This is a genomic window from Clostridium sp. FS41 (assembly GCF_000954015.1).
Classification (GTDB): Bacteria; Bacillota; Clostridia; order Lachnospirales; family Lachnospiraceae; genus Enterocloster; species Enterocloster citroniae.
Window position 1 is genome coordinate 106,390 of sequence record NZ_JYHN01000039.1, and the last position, 16,111, is coordinate 122,500.

Consider the following 16,111-nt stretch of genomic DNA (forward strand, 5'->3'; position numbering starts at 1 on the left):
TTAAAATACTGTACAATCAGTAAGAAGCTTTTGAAGCAGAAAGTGAAAGGGAGAAACGTGGGAACTTACGAGACGCTGAATGAAGTTTTGGTGAGCCTGTTCCGCGATGTCAATGATATAGAGCAGAAGGCAATTATCACCTCGGAATTTGAGGATATTACCAATAACGATATGCATGTGATAGAGGCTATTGGCATTGACGCGCCTAAAAACATGTCCAGCATTGCCAGAGTATTATCTGTGACAGTGGGCACACTGACCATATCCATGAACAGTTTGGTAAAAAAGGGCTATGTGGTCAGACAGCGCAGTAGTGAAGACCGGAGGGTCGTATATATTTCCCTATCAGAAAAAGGAGTTAAGGCATACTATCATCACAAGAAGTTTCATGAACAGATGATAGATGGAGTTGTGAAAGAACTGACGGAAGAAGAACTGGAAGCCCTTGTAAAGGCGCTGACAAAGCTGAACTCCTGGTTTAGAAGCTTTGAAAAGGACTAAAGGAGGCAATTACATTTATGAAAAGATGGTTAATAGGTGCAATGGCAGTGATGATGGCAGTATCCCTGGCAGCCTGCACGCCTACTACTGAAAAACAGAAGAAACAGACCACACAGGCGGCAAAGGATACTCAGGAGATCGTTCCCCAGTCCACCGGCGGGGCAAGCGATAAGGTGCCGGATCCCAATGTGATGCCGGTAGCAGTTGTTTCCATATACCATGGAGGGGACTCTGACAGCCTGGTACAGGATATGGATTCCCTTGACACAGAGGGGCTGGATGCCCAGCTTTTGGTAGACAAGCTGATAGAATACGGCGTACTCACACAGGGTACCAAGGTTCTGAGCTTTGATATCCAGGGCAAAGAAGAGGATTCAGTGGGAACCCTGGACCTAAATCAGGCGGAGAGCGCCGAGGGCGTATCGGATGAGATGTTCCTCACCGAGATCGGCAATACCTTTACTGAGAACTTTGAACTGGGAAAGCTGAAGCTTAAGGTAAACGGCGGAAATTACCAGGGCAGCAGCATTAAGCAGGGGGACAACGACTTCCTGAGCTATCGCACGGATTATGATTCAGTTGAATAGATAAAAGTGGTGTATGAGACTGCTTCATGGCAGAGGGTGCCGTGGAGCGGTCTTATTATTTAAAAAAAAGCTTTGGTGAAATTTAAACCATCCGGTTCCTGCCATTTCCCGCAGCAGACCCCCAGATGTTGACGGAGCTTTGGCTGAGATTAAATATTATGTTAAAACATATGGGATTAAGGGGACCGCCATGGAGACGGAATGGTCCATGCCTCCAAAAGACTAAAGCATATGAGAAAGATTCTTACCCCTTGATCCTGATGCGTCATCAGAACCGTATCTCAAGATAAAGTACAAAAAAGGACAGCCCTTGTAAGAAAGGACAGCCCTTTATTTTATGCTTATAATTTGGCCATGGCAGCCTCATCCGCAACAACAATTACATCATTATGTAACTGAAGGACAGAAGCCGGAACATCAGGTGTAACCGGTCCGCAGAGAACATCATGAAGGATCTGAGCCTTATCAGCGCCGCTTACCACAAGAAGGATCTTCTTTGCCTTCATAATGGTTCCAATGCCCATGGTGTATGCCTGCTTGGGAACATCATCCACAGATGCAAAGAAACGCTTGTTGGCCTCGATGGTGCTCTCGGTCAGATCCACGCAGTGGGTGGTCTTTGCAAAATCCCCGGCCGGTTCATTAAATCCGATATGGCCGTTATGCCCCAGGCCCAGCAGCTGCAGATCAATACCACCGTAAGCTTCGATCACTTTCTCATAGCGGGCACATTCCTTCTCGCTGTCCGGCTCAGTTCCGTCCGGAACATTGGTGTTGTCCATATTGATGTTGATGTGCTTGAAAAGGTTGTTGTACATGAAATAGTAATAGCTCTGGTCATTATCCTTTGTCAGACCCCTGTACTCATCCAGGTTCACGCTCTTTGTCTCGGAGAAATCCAGATCGCCTCTGTTATACCACTCAATCAGCTGCTTATAGGTGCCGATAGGGGTAGAACCGGTTGCCAGTCCCAGCACGCAGTCAGGCTTTAAGATAACCTGGGCGGAGATAATGTTGGCAGCCTTGCGGCTTAAATCATTGTAATCCTTTGCTTTGTAGATTCTCATAATAATTGCCACCTTTCCATACACTAATAGTAGTTGCAGATGTGTCGTTACAGCCGAACCATCTATTCTGAAAAAAATTTTTATAAAACTTTAAACATAGGATAACATTTTCCTAACATACTTTCAAGGGGTAATTGCATAAAATATTTATAAAAGCAGATAGGCCGTGTTCAGGGCAGCTGCAGACTATGGGTGCGAGGAGTGAAAATATGACCAATTATCGAAGATTGATATCTTATATCTATGCCTACGAAGGCGATGTCAAAGGCAAAAATATAGGATTTGCCAAACTTGAGTCACGGAACGGACAGTGCAAGCTCAGCGTAAATGTAAAAAAGGTCTACGTGGGAAGCAGTGACCTGAGTGTATATCTGCTGGCTTCAGGCAGGGAGATCCCGCTGGGAAGTATTTTTATCAGGGGCGGTTCAGGGGAATTCCGTGCCGTGGTCTCAGTGGAAAATGCCGCGGATTCGGGATGCAGCCTGGACCAGTGCTACGGGCTGACCATCCACGAAAAGAATGACTCGTGGCGGGCGTACACTACCATATGGGAGGATGCCGTAGCCCATGCCGCTGAGGTGGAGCTGGCTGATGTAACATCAGGAAAACTGGGGAATTCTGAGACGCAGATACATAAAAAAGTGGAGGAGCTGGAAAAGGAGATCAATGACAAGGTACTGTCATCCTCAGGCGAACCGGCTCTGCCAAATACTGTCCCCCTTCAGGACATGGACCAGGAAACCGTAAAGGTTCAGGGAGAAAATGCTTCTAACGGAACAAGACTGCCTGATGGGGAACCGGTTTCTGATAGGGGAACCCTGCCTGTCTGGGGAGAAGCAGCGTCTGAGAGCAAAACCCGGGAAAATGAGGCTCAGCCGGAGCTGGATGCTTGTTTGGAAAACAGTGCCCAGCCAAGCGCAGAAGCATCCGCAGGAACAGGCACAGGAACAGGCACAGGAACAGGCACAGGAACAGGCACAGATGCAACCTTAGCCGGTGAAATGAATGGGCGGCCGGATATGGAATATGTGTCCGGGGATTCAGAGCACACGGAGATAGAATATCAGCCAGAGGGTTCAGGGCAGATGGACGCAGAATATCAGTCTGGAGATTCATGGCAGGCTGAAAACATGCAGCCGGAGGAAATGCAGCCGGAGGCCGGTGGACCAGCCTGCCCTCAGGACGGAGAATGGAATGGGAATCAGATGACGTCCGACTACGGTATGCAGCCGGAAGGGGAGATGCAGCCGGAATATGGGATGCAGCCGGGGCCAGAAATGCCGTGTGAGTACGGGGAACAGCCGGCGGCAGAGGCGCAACCTGGATATGGGATGGGGCCGGAGCCGGAAATGCAGCCGGAATATGAAATGCAGCCCGGGTCAGAACAGACATCTGAATACGAGATGCAGCCGGAAGAATCCGCCCCATGCCGGTGTGGTTCCCAACAGGAAGATCATCCGCGGTCAGAGTATGAAAACCAGATGAACCGTACAAATAATTCCCAGGCCATGCTGCATTCCACAGAGGCATTGCGTGCAGATACAGACAATGGGGAATGCGCAGAATCAGAGGAGTATCCTGATGGGAAGACGATGCCGGATATGGGGAGACAGCCGGTCCGCCAGTTTGGCCCTGATTCAAATTCGCCTTTTATGGGAAACCGTCCCCATCCTGTTGTCTTACCAGATGCCATCATGCGGCAGCAAAGAGAGATGCGGAATGGATTGAACCGTTATCCCCGTGCCAATATGCCCAATGGAACCGACATACCGGCCGGCGCAAATACACCAGCCGGCACAAATATGCCGGATCATATCAATATGCCCTCCGGTCTGGATACTGTACCCGGGACAGATATCCCGGCGGCAGCAAACCCGCAGCCCAGAAGGCCTATGCCCTACAGGAATAATCCAAGGTATCAGAGAGGCGGATTCCCTGGAATGGGTATGCGTACAGACACATCTGTCCAGGCACAGCCGACCGCGCAGCCGACTGATCAGACCCAGCGGCTTATCCAGCCGCAGCCGGCCGATCAGACCCAGCAGTCTGACCAGACCCGTCCGTCTTTACAGGCTCAGCCAACTGATCAGACCCGGCAGCCTGCCCAGACCCGTCCGTCTTCGCAGGCTCAGCCAGCTGATCAGACCCGGCAGCCTGCCCAGACTCAGCCATCTGCCCAGGCCCAGACGGACATGAGATCCCGTCCGGCTGCCCACAACAGAGCGTTTACCCGTCCCAGACCAGCTCCAAAGACAGATCCCGTCTCATCAGAGGGGGATGTGACGGAGGAAAAGCCACTTGTGATCGACTCCGCCAGGGAGGAAATGCTGTTAGGAAATCCACAGGAACTGGAGCGTCTGGAACAGGAAGAGCAGGAGAACCTTGGACCGCGCCAGCTATGGGAAGATTTCCGCAAGCGGTATCCTAAAATACAGGCATTTGACAGTATGAATGGATGCGAAATCCTCACCATCAAGCCCCAGGATATCGGGCTTTTGCCCAGGGAAAACTGGAATTATGGCAATAACAGCTTCCTGCTCCACGGTTATTACAATTACCGTTACCTGATACTGGCCCGCATTGGAGATGAATCCCAGGGCCGTACACGGTATATCCTGGGCGTGCCCGGCCATTATTACAGCAATGAAAAATATATGGCATCCATGTTTGGGTTCCCCCACTTCGTGCTGTCAAAAAAACAGCCGTCACAGGACGGCCGCTTTGGCTACTGGTATACGGATGTGAGAATGCAGAATCAGGACTAATGTGTGTTTGAAAATTCATTCCCGCCATCTGCCCTAAGGAATCCGACAGAGGTATCATTAGGATAAAGCAGCGCTCCATGTTGCACGGATTTGGTCCCGCTTCAGCCGGCATAGTCCGCTGCGCCTTCCTCAATGGAGCTGAGTCTCACGCAAAGAGTGACGCACAGATGTCAGAAAGCAATGTTCAAACACGCGCTAATAGTCAATCCCGCGCAGGGATACCTGGCCCACATAGGGACGGACCAAATCCGCAAAGCCCAGCATTTCTTCTTTTGTAAAGTCAGAATATATGCCAGGAACAAGAACCTGGCCGGATTCAGTAAAGCACTGCAGGTAGTACCCGGGACACCCTTTGATCCACGGCCCGATCTTGCGGAAATCTTCCGCTGTGTGAAGGCCGCGGACCACGGTTGTCCTGAACTCGTATGGAGTATTGCCGGACAGAAGAAAAGCGATACTCTCGTCAACTAATTCCATATTAAGTCCGGGCGCACCTGCGACCTCCCCGTAATGGTCCCGGGAAGCCTTGATATCCATGGCAACATAATCTAAAAGCCCCTTTTGGCATAAATCTTTCAGCAGTTCCGGTTTATATCCGTTGGTGTCCAGCTTCACGGCCAGACCCAATTCGCGGACTTTTCTGATAAAATCTTCCAGGTCCGGCTGCAGGGTAGGCTCCCCGCCGGTGATACAGACCCCTTCCAATACCCTCTTGCGTTTATGTAAAAATTCAAAAACCTCTTCCTCTGTATAATCGTCATCCGCCCCGTTATCCAGCAAGTCGCTGTTATGGCAGAAGGGGCAGCGGAAATTACATCCCCCTGTAAATATGGTACAAGCCACATGTCCGGGAAAATCCAGCAATGTGGTTTTTTGCAGTCCGCTTATTTTCATGATTCATTCAACCTGTGCCTTTTCAATTTTTGATTTATTATATATAATGAGAAAAGTATAGCACAACCAGAGTGTAAAAAAAAGAGGAAGCAATTATATGAAGACCAGAACTCCAGGAAGTAGGCCTGAGGGAGCCGCAGTTATTATCCGGGAAACCGCACAGGATATACAAAGAGATACACAGAAGGACATGCAAATGGCCATACAGAAAAATACGCAGACGGAAGAATGCCGGAATACAATGCCGGACTGCCCCATGGATCCCGGATCGGATGCCCTGACCCAGAAGCAGAAGGGGGAGGAGACCAGGCGAAGAAAATGGGAAAAGAGGATGGAGCAAAAACGTCTTGCATCCATGGCTGAGGAGGAAGGGAACAGACAGAGGCGTGAGGCGGATGAAAAGTTTATGAAAGAGGCCATAAGGCAGGCGCACAGGGCAGGAAATTTGGGGGATGTGCCGATCGGATGCGTCATAGTCCGCGAGGGAAAGATTATAGCCAGAGGATATAACCGGCGTAATGCGGACAAAAGTGTCTTGTCCCATGCCGAGATAACCTCCATTAGAAAGGCATGTAAACAGATGGGTGACTGGCGCCTTGAGGACTGTACCATGTATGTTACCCTTGAGCCCTGCCCCATGTGTGCCGGCGCAATTGTGCAGGCCCGTATCCCAAGGGTAGTAATAGGCTGTATGAATCCCAAGGCCGGGTGCGCGGGTTCTGTCCTTGACATGCTCCACGAGACTGGGTTTAACCACCAGGTAGACACGGAGATTGGGATTTTGGAAGAAGAATGTTCCAGGCTCTTGAAGGATTTTTTTAGGAAACTTAGGAAATAGAATTATTGAAAATTAAAAATGCATATTTATATTTGAGGAGTAATAAGCTAAAAATAGAAATCATAGGGCTGGGAAATGCTGCAGTAGAAATGGTGTGGACAGTTTACAATGTGGAGGATATTGTCATATTTGCAGATGGTGTTTCATGACAGGGTACGGGAGTTTGCGAGGAGATACGGAATACAGCCTGCGGTTCCTGTAAAGAAGTGGTTTCAGACCGGAGAGATGATCTGGTTTACATTGCAACATCATATTCCCGCCATTCCTGCGAACAGTAAAAGCATGCAAGGGCGGGCAAACAAGCGCCCCTTGACAAAACCACGCCCGCAAGTTATACTTAACAAGCGGTTACACGCAGTGTGTAGAATCAGCGTGTAACACCCAACCAAGTCATAAAGTTTCCACGCAGCCGGGGAGATAGCGGTGCCCTGTACCTGCAATCCGCTCCAGCAGGGGTGATACCTTGCCTCGGGCAACCCGTTGCGGAGCTGCCTTGTGTAAGTGGCGTTGACGTTTGGGTCTTACGCAACGGGAATCTGTGAACCGTGTCAGGGCAGGAATGCAGCAGCACTAAGCGGAACCTCCCGTGTGCCGTGAGGCAGCCTGGACCGAGTTAACTGCATGAGTAACGTCCGTGGCGATTGCACAAAGCAAGGTGCGTGGAATTTAAAAATGGGATATAAATCTGGAGATGACAATTGTTGCCGGCAGATTTATATCCCATTTATTTTAAAAAAAATAAGATCATTTATGAAATAAACTCAAGAAAATCGTAGGAATATTTATACTTGCCCATAGATACCCTTTGCGTTATAATTACAAAATGGGTATAATAGAACCATTGACAAGTAGGAAAAAGTCTGATATGGAGGAAGTGCAGTATGAGAAGAATAGGAATGCTGACCAGCGGGGGAGATTGCCAAGCACTGAATGCTACCATGAGAGGCGTAGCAAAATCCTTATACAACTTATTTGATGATGTGGAGATCATTGGATTTGAAGACGGATACAAGGGACTGATGTATGCAGACTATCAAATTATGAAATCTTCAGACTTTTCAGGTATTTTGACCCAGGGTGGAACGATTCTTGGAACCTCACGTCAGCCGTTCAAGCAAATGCGCATTCCCGATGAAAATGGTTTGGATAAAGTGGAATCCATGAAACATACCTATAAAAAGCTGAAACTGGATTGCCTGGTGGTACTTGGCGGCAATGGAAGCCAGAAGACAGCCAACCTGCTGAGCCAGGAAGGCCTTAATGTGGTATCCCTGCCTAAAACCATTGACAATGACCTCTGGGGAACGGATATGACCTTTGGATTCCAGAGCGCTGTGGATGTTGCGACCAATGCAATCGACTGTATACACACCACTGCCGCGTCCCATGGACGTGTGTTTATTGTGGAGGTTATGGGGCATAAAGTGGGATGGCTCACATTGTATGCAGGACTTGCAGGCGGCGCAGACATCATTTTATTGCCGGAGATTCCATACGATATCAATACGGTGTGTGATGCTCTGATGAAGCGCTCCAAAGCAGGCAAGCGTTTCTCCATCCTTGCAGTGGCTGAGGGAGCCATTTCCAAGGAAGACTCGGTCATGACCAAGAAGGAATTAAAGGAAAAGAAAAAAAGCGGCATGGTATATCCGTCAGTGGCATATGAGATCGGTGCCAGGATCCAGGAAGTTACAGGCAGCGAGGTGAGGGTGACGGTACCGGGACACATGCAGAGGGGCGGAGAGCCCTGCTCTTATGACCGCGTTCTGGCCACAAGGCTGGGAGCCGCTGCGGCCAGGCTGATTGCAGATAAAGAATACGGCTACATGGTAGCTGTTAAAAACAATGAGATAACCAAAGTACCGCTGTCCGAGGTAGCCGGAAAGTTAAAGACAGTGGATCCGGAATGTTCCATGATCCGGGAAGCCAAGATGGTGGGAATCAGCTTTGGTGATGAATGATATAAATAACAAGGAGTAACTAAAATGTCATATACGGCGTTATACCGCAAGTGGCGTCCTGTTTCGTTTGAAGATGTAAAGGGACAGGACCCCATTGTGCAGACCCTGAAAAACCAAATAACGTCGGAGCGCATCGGCCACGCCTACCTGTTCTGCGGGACAAGAGGTACGGGCAAGACCAGTATTGCCAAGATATTTGCAAGAGCCGTAAACTGTGAACACCCGGTGGATGGAAGTCCATGTAATGAATGTCCCACATGTAAGGCCATTCAGACAGGTTCATCCATGAATGTGGTGGAGATTGACGCTGCCTCCAACAATGGTGTGGAGAACATCCGTGATATACGGGACCAGGTTCAGTATCCTCCCACCGAGGGACGGTACAGGGTCTATATCATTGATGAGGTGCACATGCTGTCGATCGGTGCCTTCAACGCGTTGCTTAAGACATTGGAGGAACCGCCCTCCTATGTAATATTTATACTGGCCACAACCGAGGTGCACAAGATCCCCATCACGATCCTTTCACGGTGCCAGCGTTATGATTTTAAACGCATTTCCCTGGATACCATAGCGGACCGGCTGAGGGAACTGACCCAGGCAGAACAGATTGAGGTGGAAGACAAGGCCTTGATGTATATTGCCAAGGCGGCGGATGGATCCCTGCGTGACGGCCTGAGTCTTCTGGACCAGTGTGTGGCGTTTCATTACGGCAAGGTGCTGACCTATGACAACGCTCTGGAAGTTCTGGGGGCAGTGGATGCCGGCGTGTTCAGCCAGATGTTTGGAGCCATTGTGGATGGAAGGACAAAAGACTGCATCTGTGCCCTGGAGGAAATCGTGATTCAGGGGCGGGAATTGGGACAGTTTGTAACTGATTTTATATGGTATATGAGAAATCTCCTTCTCATCCAAAGCGCAGATGATGCAGAAGGTCTGCTGGACATGTCGGAGGAGAATTTAAAACAGCTGAAGGCAGACGGGGAAAAGGCGGATGGACCAACCCTGATGCGTTATATCCGGGTATTTTCAGAGTTGTCCAACCAACTGCGCTATGCCACGCAGAAGCGGGTTCTGGTAGAGGTTGCGCTGATAAAACTTACCCGTCCGGCCATGGAACCTAATCTGGATTCCATCCTTCAGCGCCTGGGCGATCTGGAGATGCTGATGGAGGACCTGGAGGCAGGACGAATGACCATACAGGCAGCAGCTCCGGCATACGCTGCTGCGGGAACTGCCGGACAGGCGGCCCGTCCTGCGGCAGCTTCCGCAGAGCCGGAAATACCGGCAGAGCGGGTAAGTCTTCCAAAGGCACAGCTGGAGGATCTGAAGCTGGTCCGCAATGAATGGGCCAGAATTGTCCGCAGCATGGGCGGAGGAGCAAAGTCCTATCTCAGGGATACCGTGGTGGAACCCGGAGGCGAAGGATGCCTTACCATAGTGTTTATGGATCCCATGAACTATGATATGGGCAAACGTCCAACGGTCATCGGTGAACTGGAACGGTACGTTGAGACCAATTACGGCAAATCCATTTACTTCAAGACCCGTCTGGCGGGCAGAGGTGAACGGCTGAACACGATCTATGTTACTGAGGAAGAATTGGAAGATAAGATTCATATGGATATTACATATGAAGATTAGAAGTTATATCAGAAGAATATAATAAAAAGGAAGATAACAGGAGGAACACACCATGGCAAAACGTGGCGGATTTCCAGGCGGAATGCCTGGCAATATGAACAATCTTATGAAGCAGGCACAGCGTATGCAGCGCCAGATGGAAGAAGCAACCAAGGAATTGGAGACCAAGGAATACACGGCTGCATCCGGTGGCGGGGCAGTGAGTGTTACAGTGTCAGGTAAGAAAGAGGTCGTATCCGTAAAATTATCCGAGGAAGTAGTGGACCCGGATGATATTGAGATGCTGGAGGATTTGATCGTGGCGGCAACCAATGAAGCGTTTCGTCAGATGGAGGCAGAGAGCAGCGAAGCCATGTCCAAGCTTACAGGCGGACTTGGCGGAGCATTGGGTGGAGGTCTTCCTTTCTAATGGATTATTACAGCAGTCAGATTACCAAGTTAATAGAAGAGCTGTCAAAACTTCCGGGAGTTGGCGCCAAATCAGCCCAGCGCCTGGCATTTCACATCATTAATATGCCGAAGGAGCAGGTGGAGGAGCTGGCGGGAGCCATGACAGGAGCCAGGAATAATGTGCGCTACTGCAAAGAGTGCTTTACCCTTACAGACAAGGAGCTTTGTCCGATCTGCAGCAGCGATAAGAGAAACCATAAAACCATTATGGTGGTTGAGAATACCAGGGATCTGGCTGCCTATGAAAAAACCGGCAAGTATGAAGGTGTATACCACGTACTTCACGGCGCCATCTCCCCTATGCTGGGAATTGGCCCGAATGACATTAAACTTAAGGAATTGATGCAGCGCCTTCAGTCTGAGGTGGAGGAAGTCATCATTGCAACCAATTCCAGCCTGGAAGGTGAGACCACAGCCATGTACATCAGCAAGCTGATCAAGCCTACCGGGATTAAGGTTACCAGGATCGCCAGCGGTGTACCGGTTGGCGGCGACCTGGAATACATAGATGAAGTAACGCTTCTTCGGGCATTGGAAGGCAGAACAGAGATATAGTACAGACTGACAGACAGGTAATTCCATACCGGGGCAATAGGGAGATGCAAAAGATGGATAAATACGAGTTTAACATTAAAGTTGAGCAGATTAAGAAGATGGTAAACAAAGGCGACTATGAGACAGCCATGAAAATTGCGGATACCATTGACTGGCGGAGGGTGCGCAATGTCAATATCCTGTCCATGGTGGCAACCATATATGAGAAGAATCAGGAGTACCAGGAAGCCAAGGATATCCTGCTGCTTGCATTTGAGCGTGCGCCTATTGGCAAGCGCCTGCTGTTTAAACTGGCGGAGCTGGCCATAAAAGAGGGCAGCACCGGTGAAGCGGAAGACTATTACAGGGAATTCTGCGACCTGGCGCCTGATGATCCCAGGCAGTATATCCTGAGGTATATGATATTGGGAGCCAAAGGCGCTCCTGTGGAGCAGCTGATCCACACCCTGGAACAGTACTGCAACATTGAATTAGATGAAAAATGGCTGTACGAGCTGGCTGAACTGTATGCTGAGGCCGGCATGGGAGAGCTTTGTATCATGGCCTGTGACAAGATCATGCTTATGTTTGGCCTGGGTAAATATGTGGAAAAGGCAATGGAACTTAAGATACAGTTTGCCCCTCTTACCAAATACCAGATGGATTTGGTGGAAAACAGGGACAAGTATGAGGCAAAACTCCGGGCAGTGGAAAAAGAATACCGGATGGGTGCCCCTGTGGAGGAATACAGTGACACGCCGGCAGCCGGTTCCCGCAGGGATCATTATGGGGCTCAGTCTGCCTCCTATGCAAGGGAGGCAGCAGTGACCAGGGAACCCGGCTATGAAGAGGAAGGGGATTATGCTCAGGAGTCAGGTTATGCCGGGGAATCCGATTATGATCAGGGATCAGACTACGGCCGGGATACGGACTACGGCCAGGAATCCGATTATGCCCAGGAACCGGGCTATGTCCGTGAATCCGATTATCTCCAGGAACCAGGCTATGCCCAGGAGTCTGAGTACCCACGTGCAACAGAAAATTCCCGTCAAGGCAGCTATGACAATGGCCATGAGGGAGAATTTGGCTCGGGAGGCGGATATGGGGAAGAGTCGGTATATACCGAAGAACCGGAATACGCAGAAGAACCGGAATACGTAGAGGAACAAGAATACGCAGAAGAACAGGAATATGCAGAGGAGCCGGAATATACCGAAGAATCAGCATATGCCCCGGGATCCGGCTATGGTCATGGGCGGTATTCCCAAGAATACTCCGAATATTCCCGTGACGGATATTCCCAGTATGCCGATGACCGCCTTATGGAGGAGGATCCGCCCCGCACTCAGGTTACTATAGAACCGGAAGATGGGGAGGAAGAGATGGCGGCAACAGAGGAAATGTCGGAAAAACCATATGGAGATGGGGCGGCAGAGGAGTCCTTTGAGGAGCGTTTACAGGAGTCCGGCGCAGGACAGAAGGAGTCTGCAGGCGATCAGTGGATGTCGGATGAAGCCCTGAAGGCCCGTATTCATGAAGCAGAGGTTCAGGCCAACCTGGCCATGGAAATGTCCAGAATCTCCGGCAGCGGTTTTAAGCAGGAGGTAGAGGCTGCTCAGACCCGCGTACTTTCAGATATCCGTGATATAAAAAAGGGAGCAGTCCGCGAGGCCAGACATCTTATGATAGAAGCTGAGACGCCTCAGCAGGGGCTTGAGAAGGCCATTGAAGCATTAAAGGAGATCCACAGGGAGACAGGTGCGAAGAACCAGGCAGCTAAGATAACAGGAGAGCGGCTTAACAGCAAGGGTGTCTTCAACTTATCTGACAAACTGACCGGAAAGGATCTTATGATCGAACAGGCGGGGGATATGACTGAGGCCATACTTCAGGAATTAAACCAGCTTATGGCAAGGGATGAGACCGGCATGAATGTGGTGCTGATCGACACTGCAGAACGTCTGGCCGCCCTTCACAGAGTGTATCCGGGTCTGGCAAAACGCTTTGAATACATTGGGAAAAGCCGGCCCCCAAAGGAAAATGAGTATGAAGCGCCCAAAGAAGATAAACGACCGGTAAGGCAGGTCCAGGTCCACAGGCAGGAGATGCCAAAGGAAAAGAAGGAAGAGCCGGTGCGGGCCATGCCTCAGGAACCGTTAAAACGTCCGGCGCAGGAGGAGATGCAGCCTGTTGCCCAGACTATAAAAGAGCAGGTTCCGGCAAGAGAAGAAAAGAAACAGCCGGTAATGAAGGCCGTGGAACCGGCAAAAAAACCGGCCAGGAAAGAAGTTCCTGTTACACCTGCACCTGTAAAGAAGTTGGTTGAGCCGGAATTTACAGACAATGAAGAACTGCCGATGGATGAAATGGAAGAAGAGGAGATGGACATTGACGAATTCGCCAAATATGCATGCGAGTATGCCAGTGACATTGACTGCAGTATATCCGGCAAAAGCATGCTGGCCCTCTATGAGAGGATCGAAATCATGGAGGAGGACGGAATCGCCCTTACCAAGGAAAGTGCAGAAGACCTGATTGAGGAAGCTGCCGACAAGGCAGAGAATCCTTCGTTCTTTAAGCGAATAACGGGAATCTTTTCATCCAAGTATGACAAAGATGGTCTTCTTATATTAAAAGAGGAGCATTTTATATGAAATCCATAGGTTTGATAGCACTTGATTTAGATGGGACCCTGCTGGACAGCCGGAAACGTCTGTCCCCCCGTAATAAGGAGGCACTGATCAAATGTGCCCGTATGGGAATTCAGATCGTGCCAACAACTGGAAGGGCAGTGGATGGTATTATGGAGGAGATACGTATGCTTCCCGGTGTAAATTATGCCATTACCGCCAATGGTGGTACGGTGGCGGACCTGGAAAATGCCAGGTGCCTGCTCCGCCGTACCCTGACTAATGAAAAGACGCTGGAGATTCTGAGTATTGCAGATAAGTACAATGCCATGTATGATCCTTATATTAACGGCAGAGGAATTACCCAGCCTGAGTTCATTGACCACATGGAAAATTATGGAGTTTCACCCACCATTCAGAAAATGGTCAGGGCCACCAGGGATGTTGTGCCCAATGTGATCCGCTATGTAAAAGAATGCGGCAGTGATGCAGAGAAGGTGAACATCTATCTGGGAGATCTGGAAGAAAGAAAGACCCTGAGAGAGGATCTTGGATCTGTGGAAGGAATTGTCATCAGCTCTTCTCTCTATAATAACCTGGAGATCAATGCCCATGGGGCAACAAAGGGAAATGCCCTTATGTGGTTAGCGGACTACCTGTCCATAGATAGAAAAGCGACCATGGCTTTTGGCGATGGGGAGAACGATATCTCCATGATCGAGGCAGCCGGAGTGGGAGTTGCCATGGGGAACGGCCTTGAGGCTGTAAAAGCCGCAGCGGATGAGATCACCCTTACCAATGATGAGGATGGTGTGGCGGCAGCCATAGAACGCCTGATAATTAACTGAAATTGAGACTGAAAGAAGCTGAGACATGATAATAGAGAACTGGCTGTCCGTGGGGGCAGGAGTATTTTTGATAGGCATGGTTCTGTATGGGCACTACAGGGGATTTTTAAAGCAGTGTGTATCCCTGGGTGCCCTTGTGCTCACCATTGTCATTGTGAAGATCGCTACGCCGTACATGACAGGTTTTATAAAAGATAACCCATCCATCCGGCAGGGGGCGGCTGATGCCATACTCAGCATCGCTGGCTGGGAGGAGCCTTCCATGGAAGATACAGGACTTCCCTCCGCTCAGAGAATGTCCATTGAGCGGTTGAATCTGCCTCAGTCTGTTAAGGATGTACTGCTGGAAAATAACAACAGCGAGATTTATAAAATATTGGGCGTAGACCAGTTTGCGGAGTATGTGAGTATGTACCTGGCGGATATGCTTATCAATGCAATTGCTTCCATCCTGTTATTTATAGCTGTCTTTGTATTGATCCATATGGTGGTACGATGGCTGGATCTTATTGCCCGCCTTCCTATACTGTACGGACTGAACCATATAGCGGGAGCGCTGTTGGGATTTGCCCAGGGGCTGGTACTGCTATGGGTGGCGGGATTTGTGCTCAGCCTGTTTTCGGCAACGCCTGTTGGGAAGATGTTGGAGGAACAGGTCTATGCCAGTACCTGGCTTACGTTTTTGTACCGGTATAATCTGATCAACCTTATACTGGGAGGTATTGTCCGGGGGATTTTTTAGGTTGGGCTGTATGAATAGAGCATTCATTTATATAGGATGCGGCTGGTCTCTGTGAAATGACCGGGTATGGATTGAAATAATTGTTCCTATATTATATTGAATTAACACAAATGGCTGGGAAAAGTTGGAGAAGACTTGACTCAGCCATTTTTATGCCAACCACTAAATATAGAAGAATTATGAAAAAACGGGCATATTTTGTAGTTGTGAAAAAGAATTAAAAATTGTATAAAAAAATGGCACAAATTCCCTTGACAAGTTGAGCCAGTAGTGTTATATTAAAGTTCCACCGCGAAAACAGCGGGGGCGGCTCCGAAAAAGAGTTGGAAAAAGTTGTTGACAGAATATGGAAACTATGATAAACTAAAAAAGTTGCCGTTGAAAAACAACAACAAAGAAAATAAAAAAAGTTGTTGACAAACGCAAGCAGCTGTGATAAGATATAAAAGTTGCTGCTGAACAAGACAACAACAAACGAACCTTGATAATTGAAGATTAAATAGTATGTAAAACCCTGAAAATTCTAAAAACAAAAGGTCTGGTTTAGACCTTTGGATTTGAGAAAATTCGGAACAAAACCAAGTAATGAAGGTTAAAGATAACTATAGCCAAGCTAAGTAGTCTAAAACCAAGAATCAACTTTTAATTTG

14 protein-coding genes, 1 rRNA gene and 1 other RNA gene (1 of these 16 cut by a window edge) are annotated in these 16,111 nt (G+C 49.1%); 14 read left to right on the forward strand and 2 right to left on the reverse strand.

What is annotated here, in order from left to right:
- Positions 1-42 precede the first annotated feature (42 nt).
- Both CLFS41_RS05600 and CLFS41_RS05605 read left to right on the forward strand, forming a co-directional pair.
- On the forward strand, positions 43-501 hold the full coding sequence (locus tag CLFS41_RS05600; RefSeq protein WP_045091717.1) for a MarR family transcriptional regulator: 459 nt from the start codon (positions 43-45) through the stop codon (positions 499-501).
- Between the two features lie 17 nt (positions 502-518).
- The gene (locus CLFS41_RS05605) at positions 519-1,088 is read left to right on the forward strand and encodes a GerMN domain-containing protein (RefSeq protein ID WP_007870458.1); all 570 of its coding nucleotides are present in this window, start codon (positions 519-521) and stop codon (positions 1,086-1,088) included.
- 341 nt (positions 1,089-1,429) lie between these two features.
- Here CLFS41_RS05605 and nagB read toward each other — a convergent pair whose 3' ends face one another.
- Positions 1,430-2,155: a glucosamine-6-phosphate deaminase gene (gene nagB / locus CLFS41_RS05610; RefSeq protein ID WP_007870455.1), complete on the reverse strand. Its 726-nt coding sequence runs from the start codon at positions 2,153-2,155 to the stop codon at positions 1,430-1,432.
- A gap of 209 nt (positions 2,156-2,364) precedes the next feature.
- Between nagB and CLFS41_RS29755 the strand changes: the two genes are divergently transcribed.
- Positions 2,365-4,920: a DUF6128 domain-containing protein gene (locus CLFS41_RS29755; RefSeq protein ID WP_045091701.1), complete on the forward strand. Its 2,556-nt coding sequence runs from the start codon at positions 2,365-2,367 to the stop codon at positions 4,918-4,920.
- Positions 4,921-5,115: 195 nt separating this feature from the next.
- Here the strand turns inward: CLFS41_RS29755 and CLFS41_RS05620 are convergent, their stop codons facing one another.
- Positions 5,116-5,814 carry an anaerobic ribonucleoside-triphosphate reductase activating protein gene (locus CLFS41_RS05620; protein ID WP_045091702.1) on the reverse strand — a complete coding sequence of 233 codons (699 nt, stop codon included), beginning with the start codon at positions 5,812-5,814 and terminating at the stop codon, positions 5,116-5,118.
- 355 nt (positions 5,815-6,169) lie between these two features.
- Between CLFS41_RS05620 and tadA the strand changes: the two genes are divergently transcribed.
- The 11 genes from tadA to CLFS41_RS05670 all read left to right on the forward strand — a co-directional run.
- A complete protein-coding gene (gene tadA / locus CLFS41_RS05625) occupies positions 6,170-6,652 on the forward strand; it encodes a tRNA adenosine(34) deaminase TadA (RefSeq protein ID WP_045091718.1) in 483 nt (160 codons plus the stop codon).
- 5 nt (positions 6,653-6,657) lie between these two features.
- Positions 6,658-6,801, forward strand: a complete 144-nt coding sequence (locus tag CLFS41_RS30040) for a hypothetical protein (RefSeq protein WP_161797479.1) — start codon at positions 6,658-6,660, stop codon at positions 6,799-6,801.
- A gap of 252 nt (positions 6,802-7,053) precedes the next feature.
- Positions 7,054-7,315, forward strand: an RNA gene (ffs, locus tag CLFS41_RS29330) — signal recognition particle sRNA large type.
- Between the two features lie 218 nt (positions 7,316-7,533).
- Positions 7,534-8,613, forward strand: coding sequence for an ATP-dependent 6-phosphofructokinase (locus CLFS41_RS05635; protein WP_007870398.1), 1,080 nt, complete (start codon positions 7,534-7,536; stop codon positions 8,611-8,613).
- 24 nt (positions 8,614-8,637) lie between these two features.
- A complete protein-coding gene (gene dnaX / locus CLFS41_RS05640; protein ID WP_045091704.1) occupies positions 8,638-10,257 on the forward strand; it encodes a DNA polymerase III subunit gamma/tau in 1,620 nt (539 codons plus the stop codon).
- A gap of 52 nt (positions 10,258-10,309) precedes the next feature.
- On the forward strand, positions 10,310-10,666 hold the full coding sequence (locus tag CLFS41_RS05645) for a YbaB/EbfC family nucleoid-associated protein (protein WP_007870393.1): 357 nt from the start codon (positions 10,310-10,312) through the stop codon (positions 10,664-10,666).
- Positions 10,666-11,262 carry a recombination mediator RecR gene (gene recR / locus CLFS41_RS05650; protein WP_007870391.1) on the forward strand — a complete coding sequence of 199 codons (597 nt, stop codon included), beginning with the start codon at positions 10,666-10,668 and terminating at the stop codon, positions 11,260-11,262. Before CLFS41_RS05645 ends, recR begins: the two co-directional genes overlap by 1 nt.
- A 53-nt stretch (positions 11,263-11,315) precedes the next feature.
- On the forward strand, positions 11,316-13,895 hold the full coding sequence (locus CLFS41_RS05655; RefSeq protein WP_045091705.1) for a hypothetical protein: 2,580 nt from the start codon (positions 11,316-11,318) through the stop codon (positions 13,893-13,895).
- The gene (locus CLFS41_RS05660) at positions 13,892-14,719 is read left to right on the forward strand and encodes a Cof-type HAD-IIB family hydrolase (protein WP_007870387.1); all 828 of its coding nucleotides are present in this window, start codon (positions 13,892-13,894) and stop codon (positions 14,717-14,719) included. Before CLFS41_RS05655 ends, CLFS41_RS05660 begins: the two co-directional genes overlap by 4 nt.
- 25 nt (positions 14,720-14,744) lie before the next feature.
- Positions 14,745-15,461 (forward strand): CvpA family protein, encoded by a 717-nt coding sequence (locus tag CLFS41_RS05665; protein ID WP_045091706.1) that lies wholly within the window; start codon positions 14,745-14,747, stop codon positions 15,459-15,461.
- Between the two features lie 643 nt (positions 15,462-16,104).
- Positions 16,105-16,111: ribosomal RNA gene (locus CLFS41_RS05670) — 16S ribosomal RNA — on the forward strand; it runs 1,525 nt beyond the window's last position.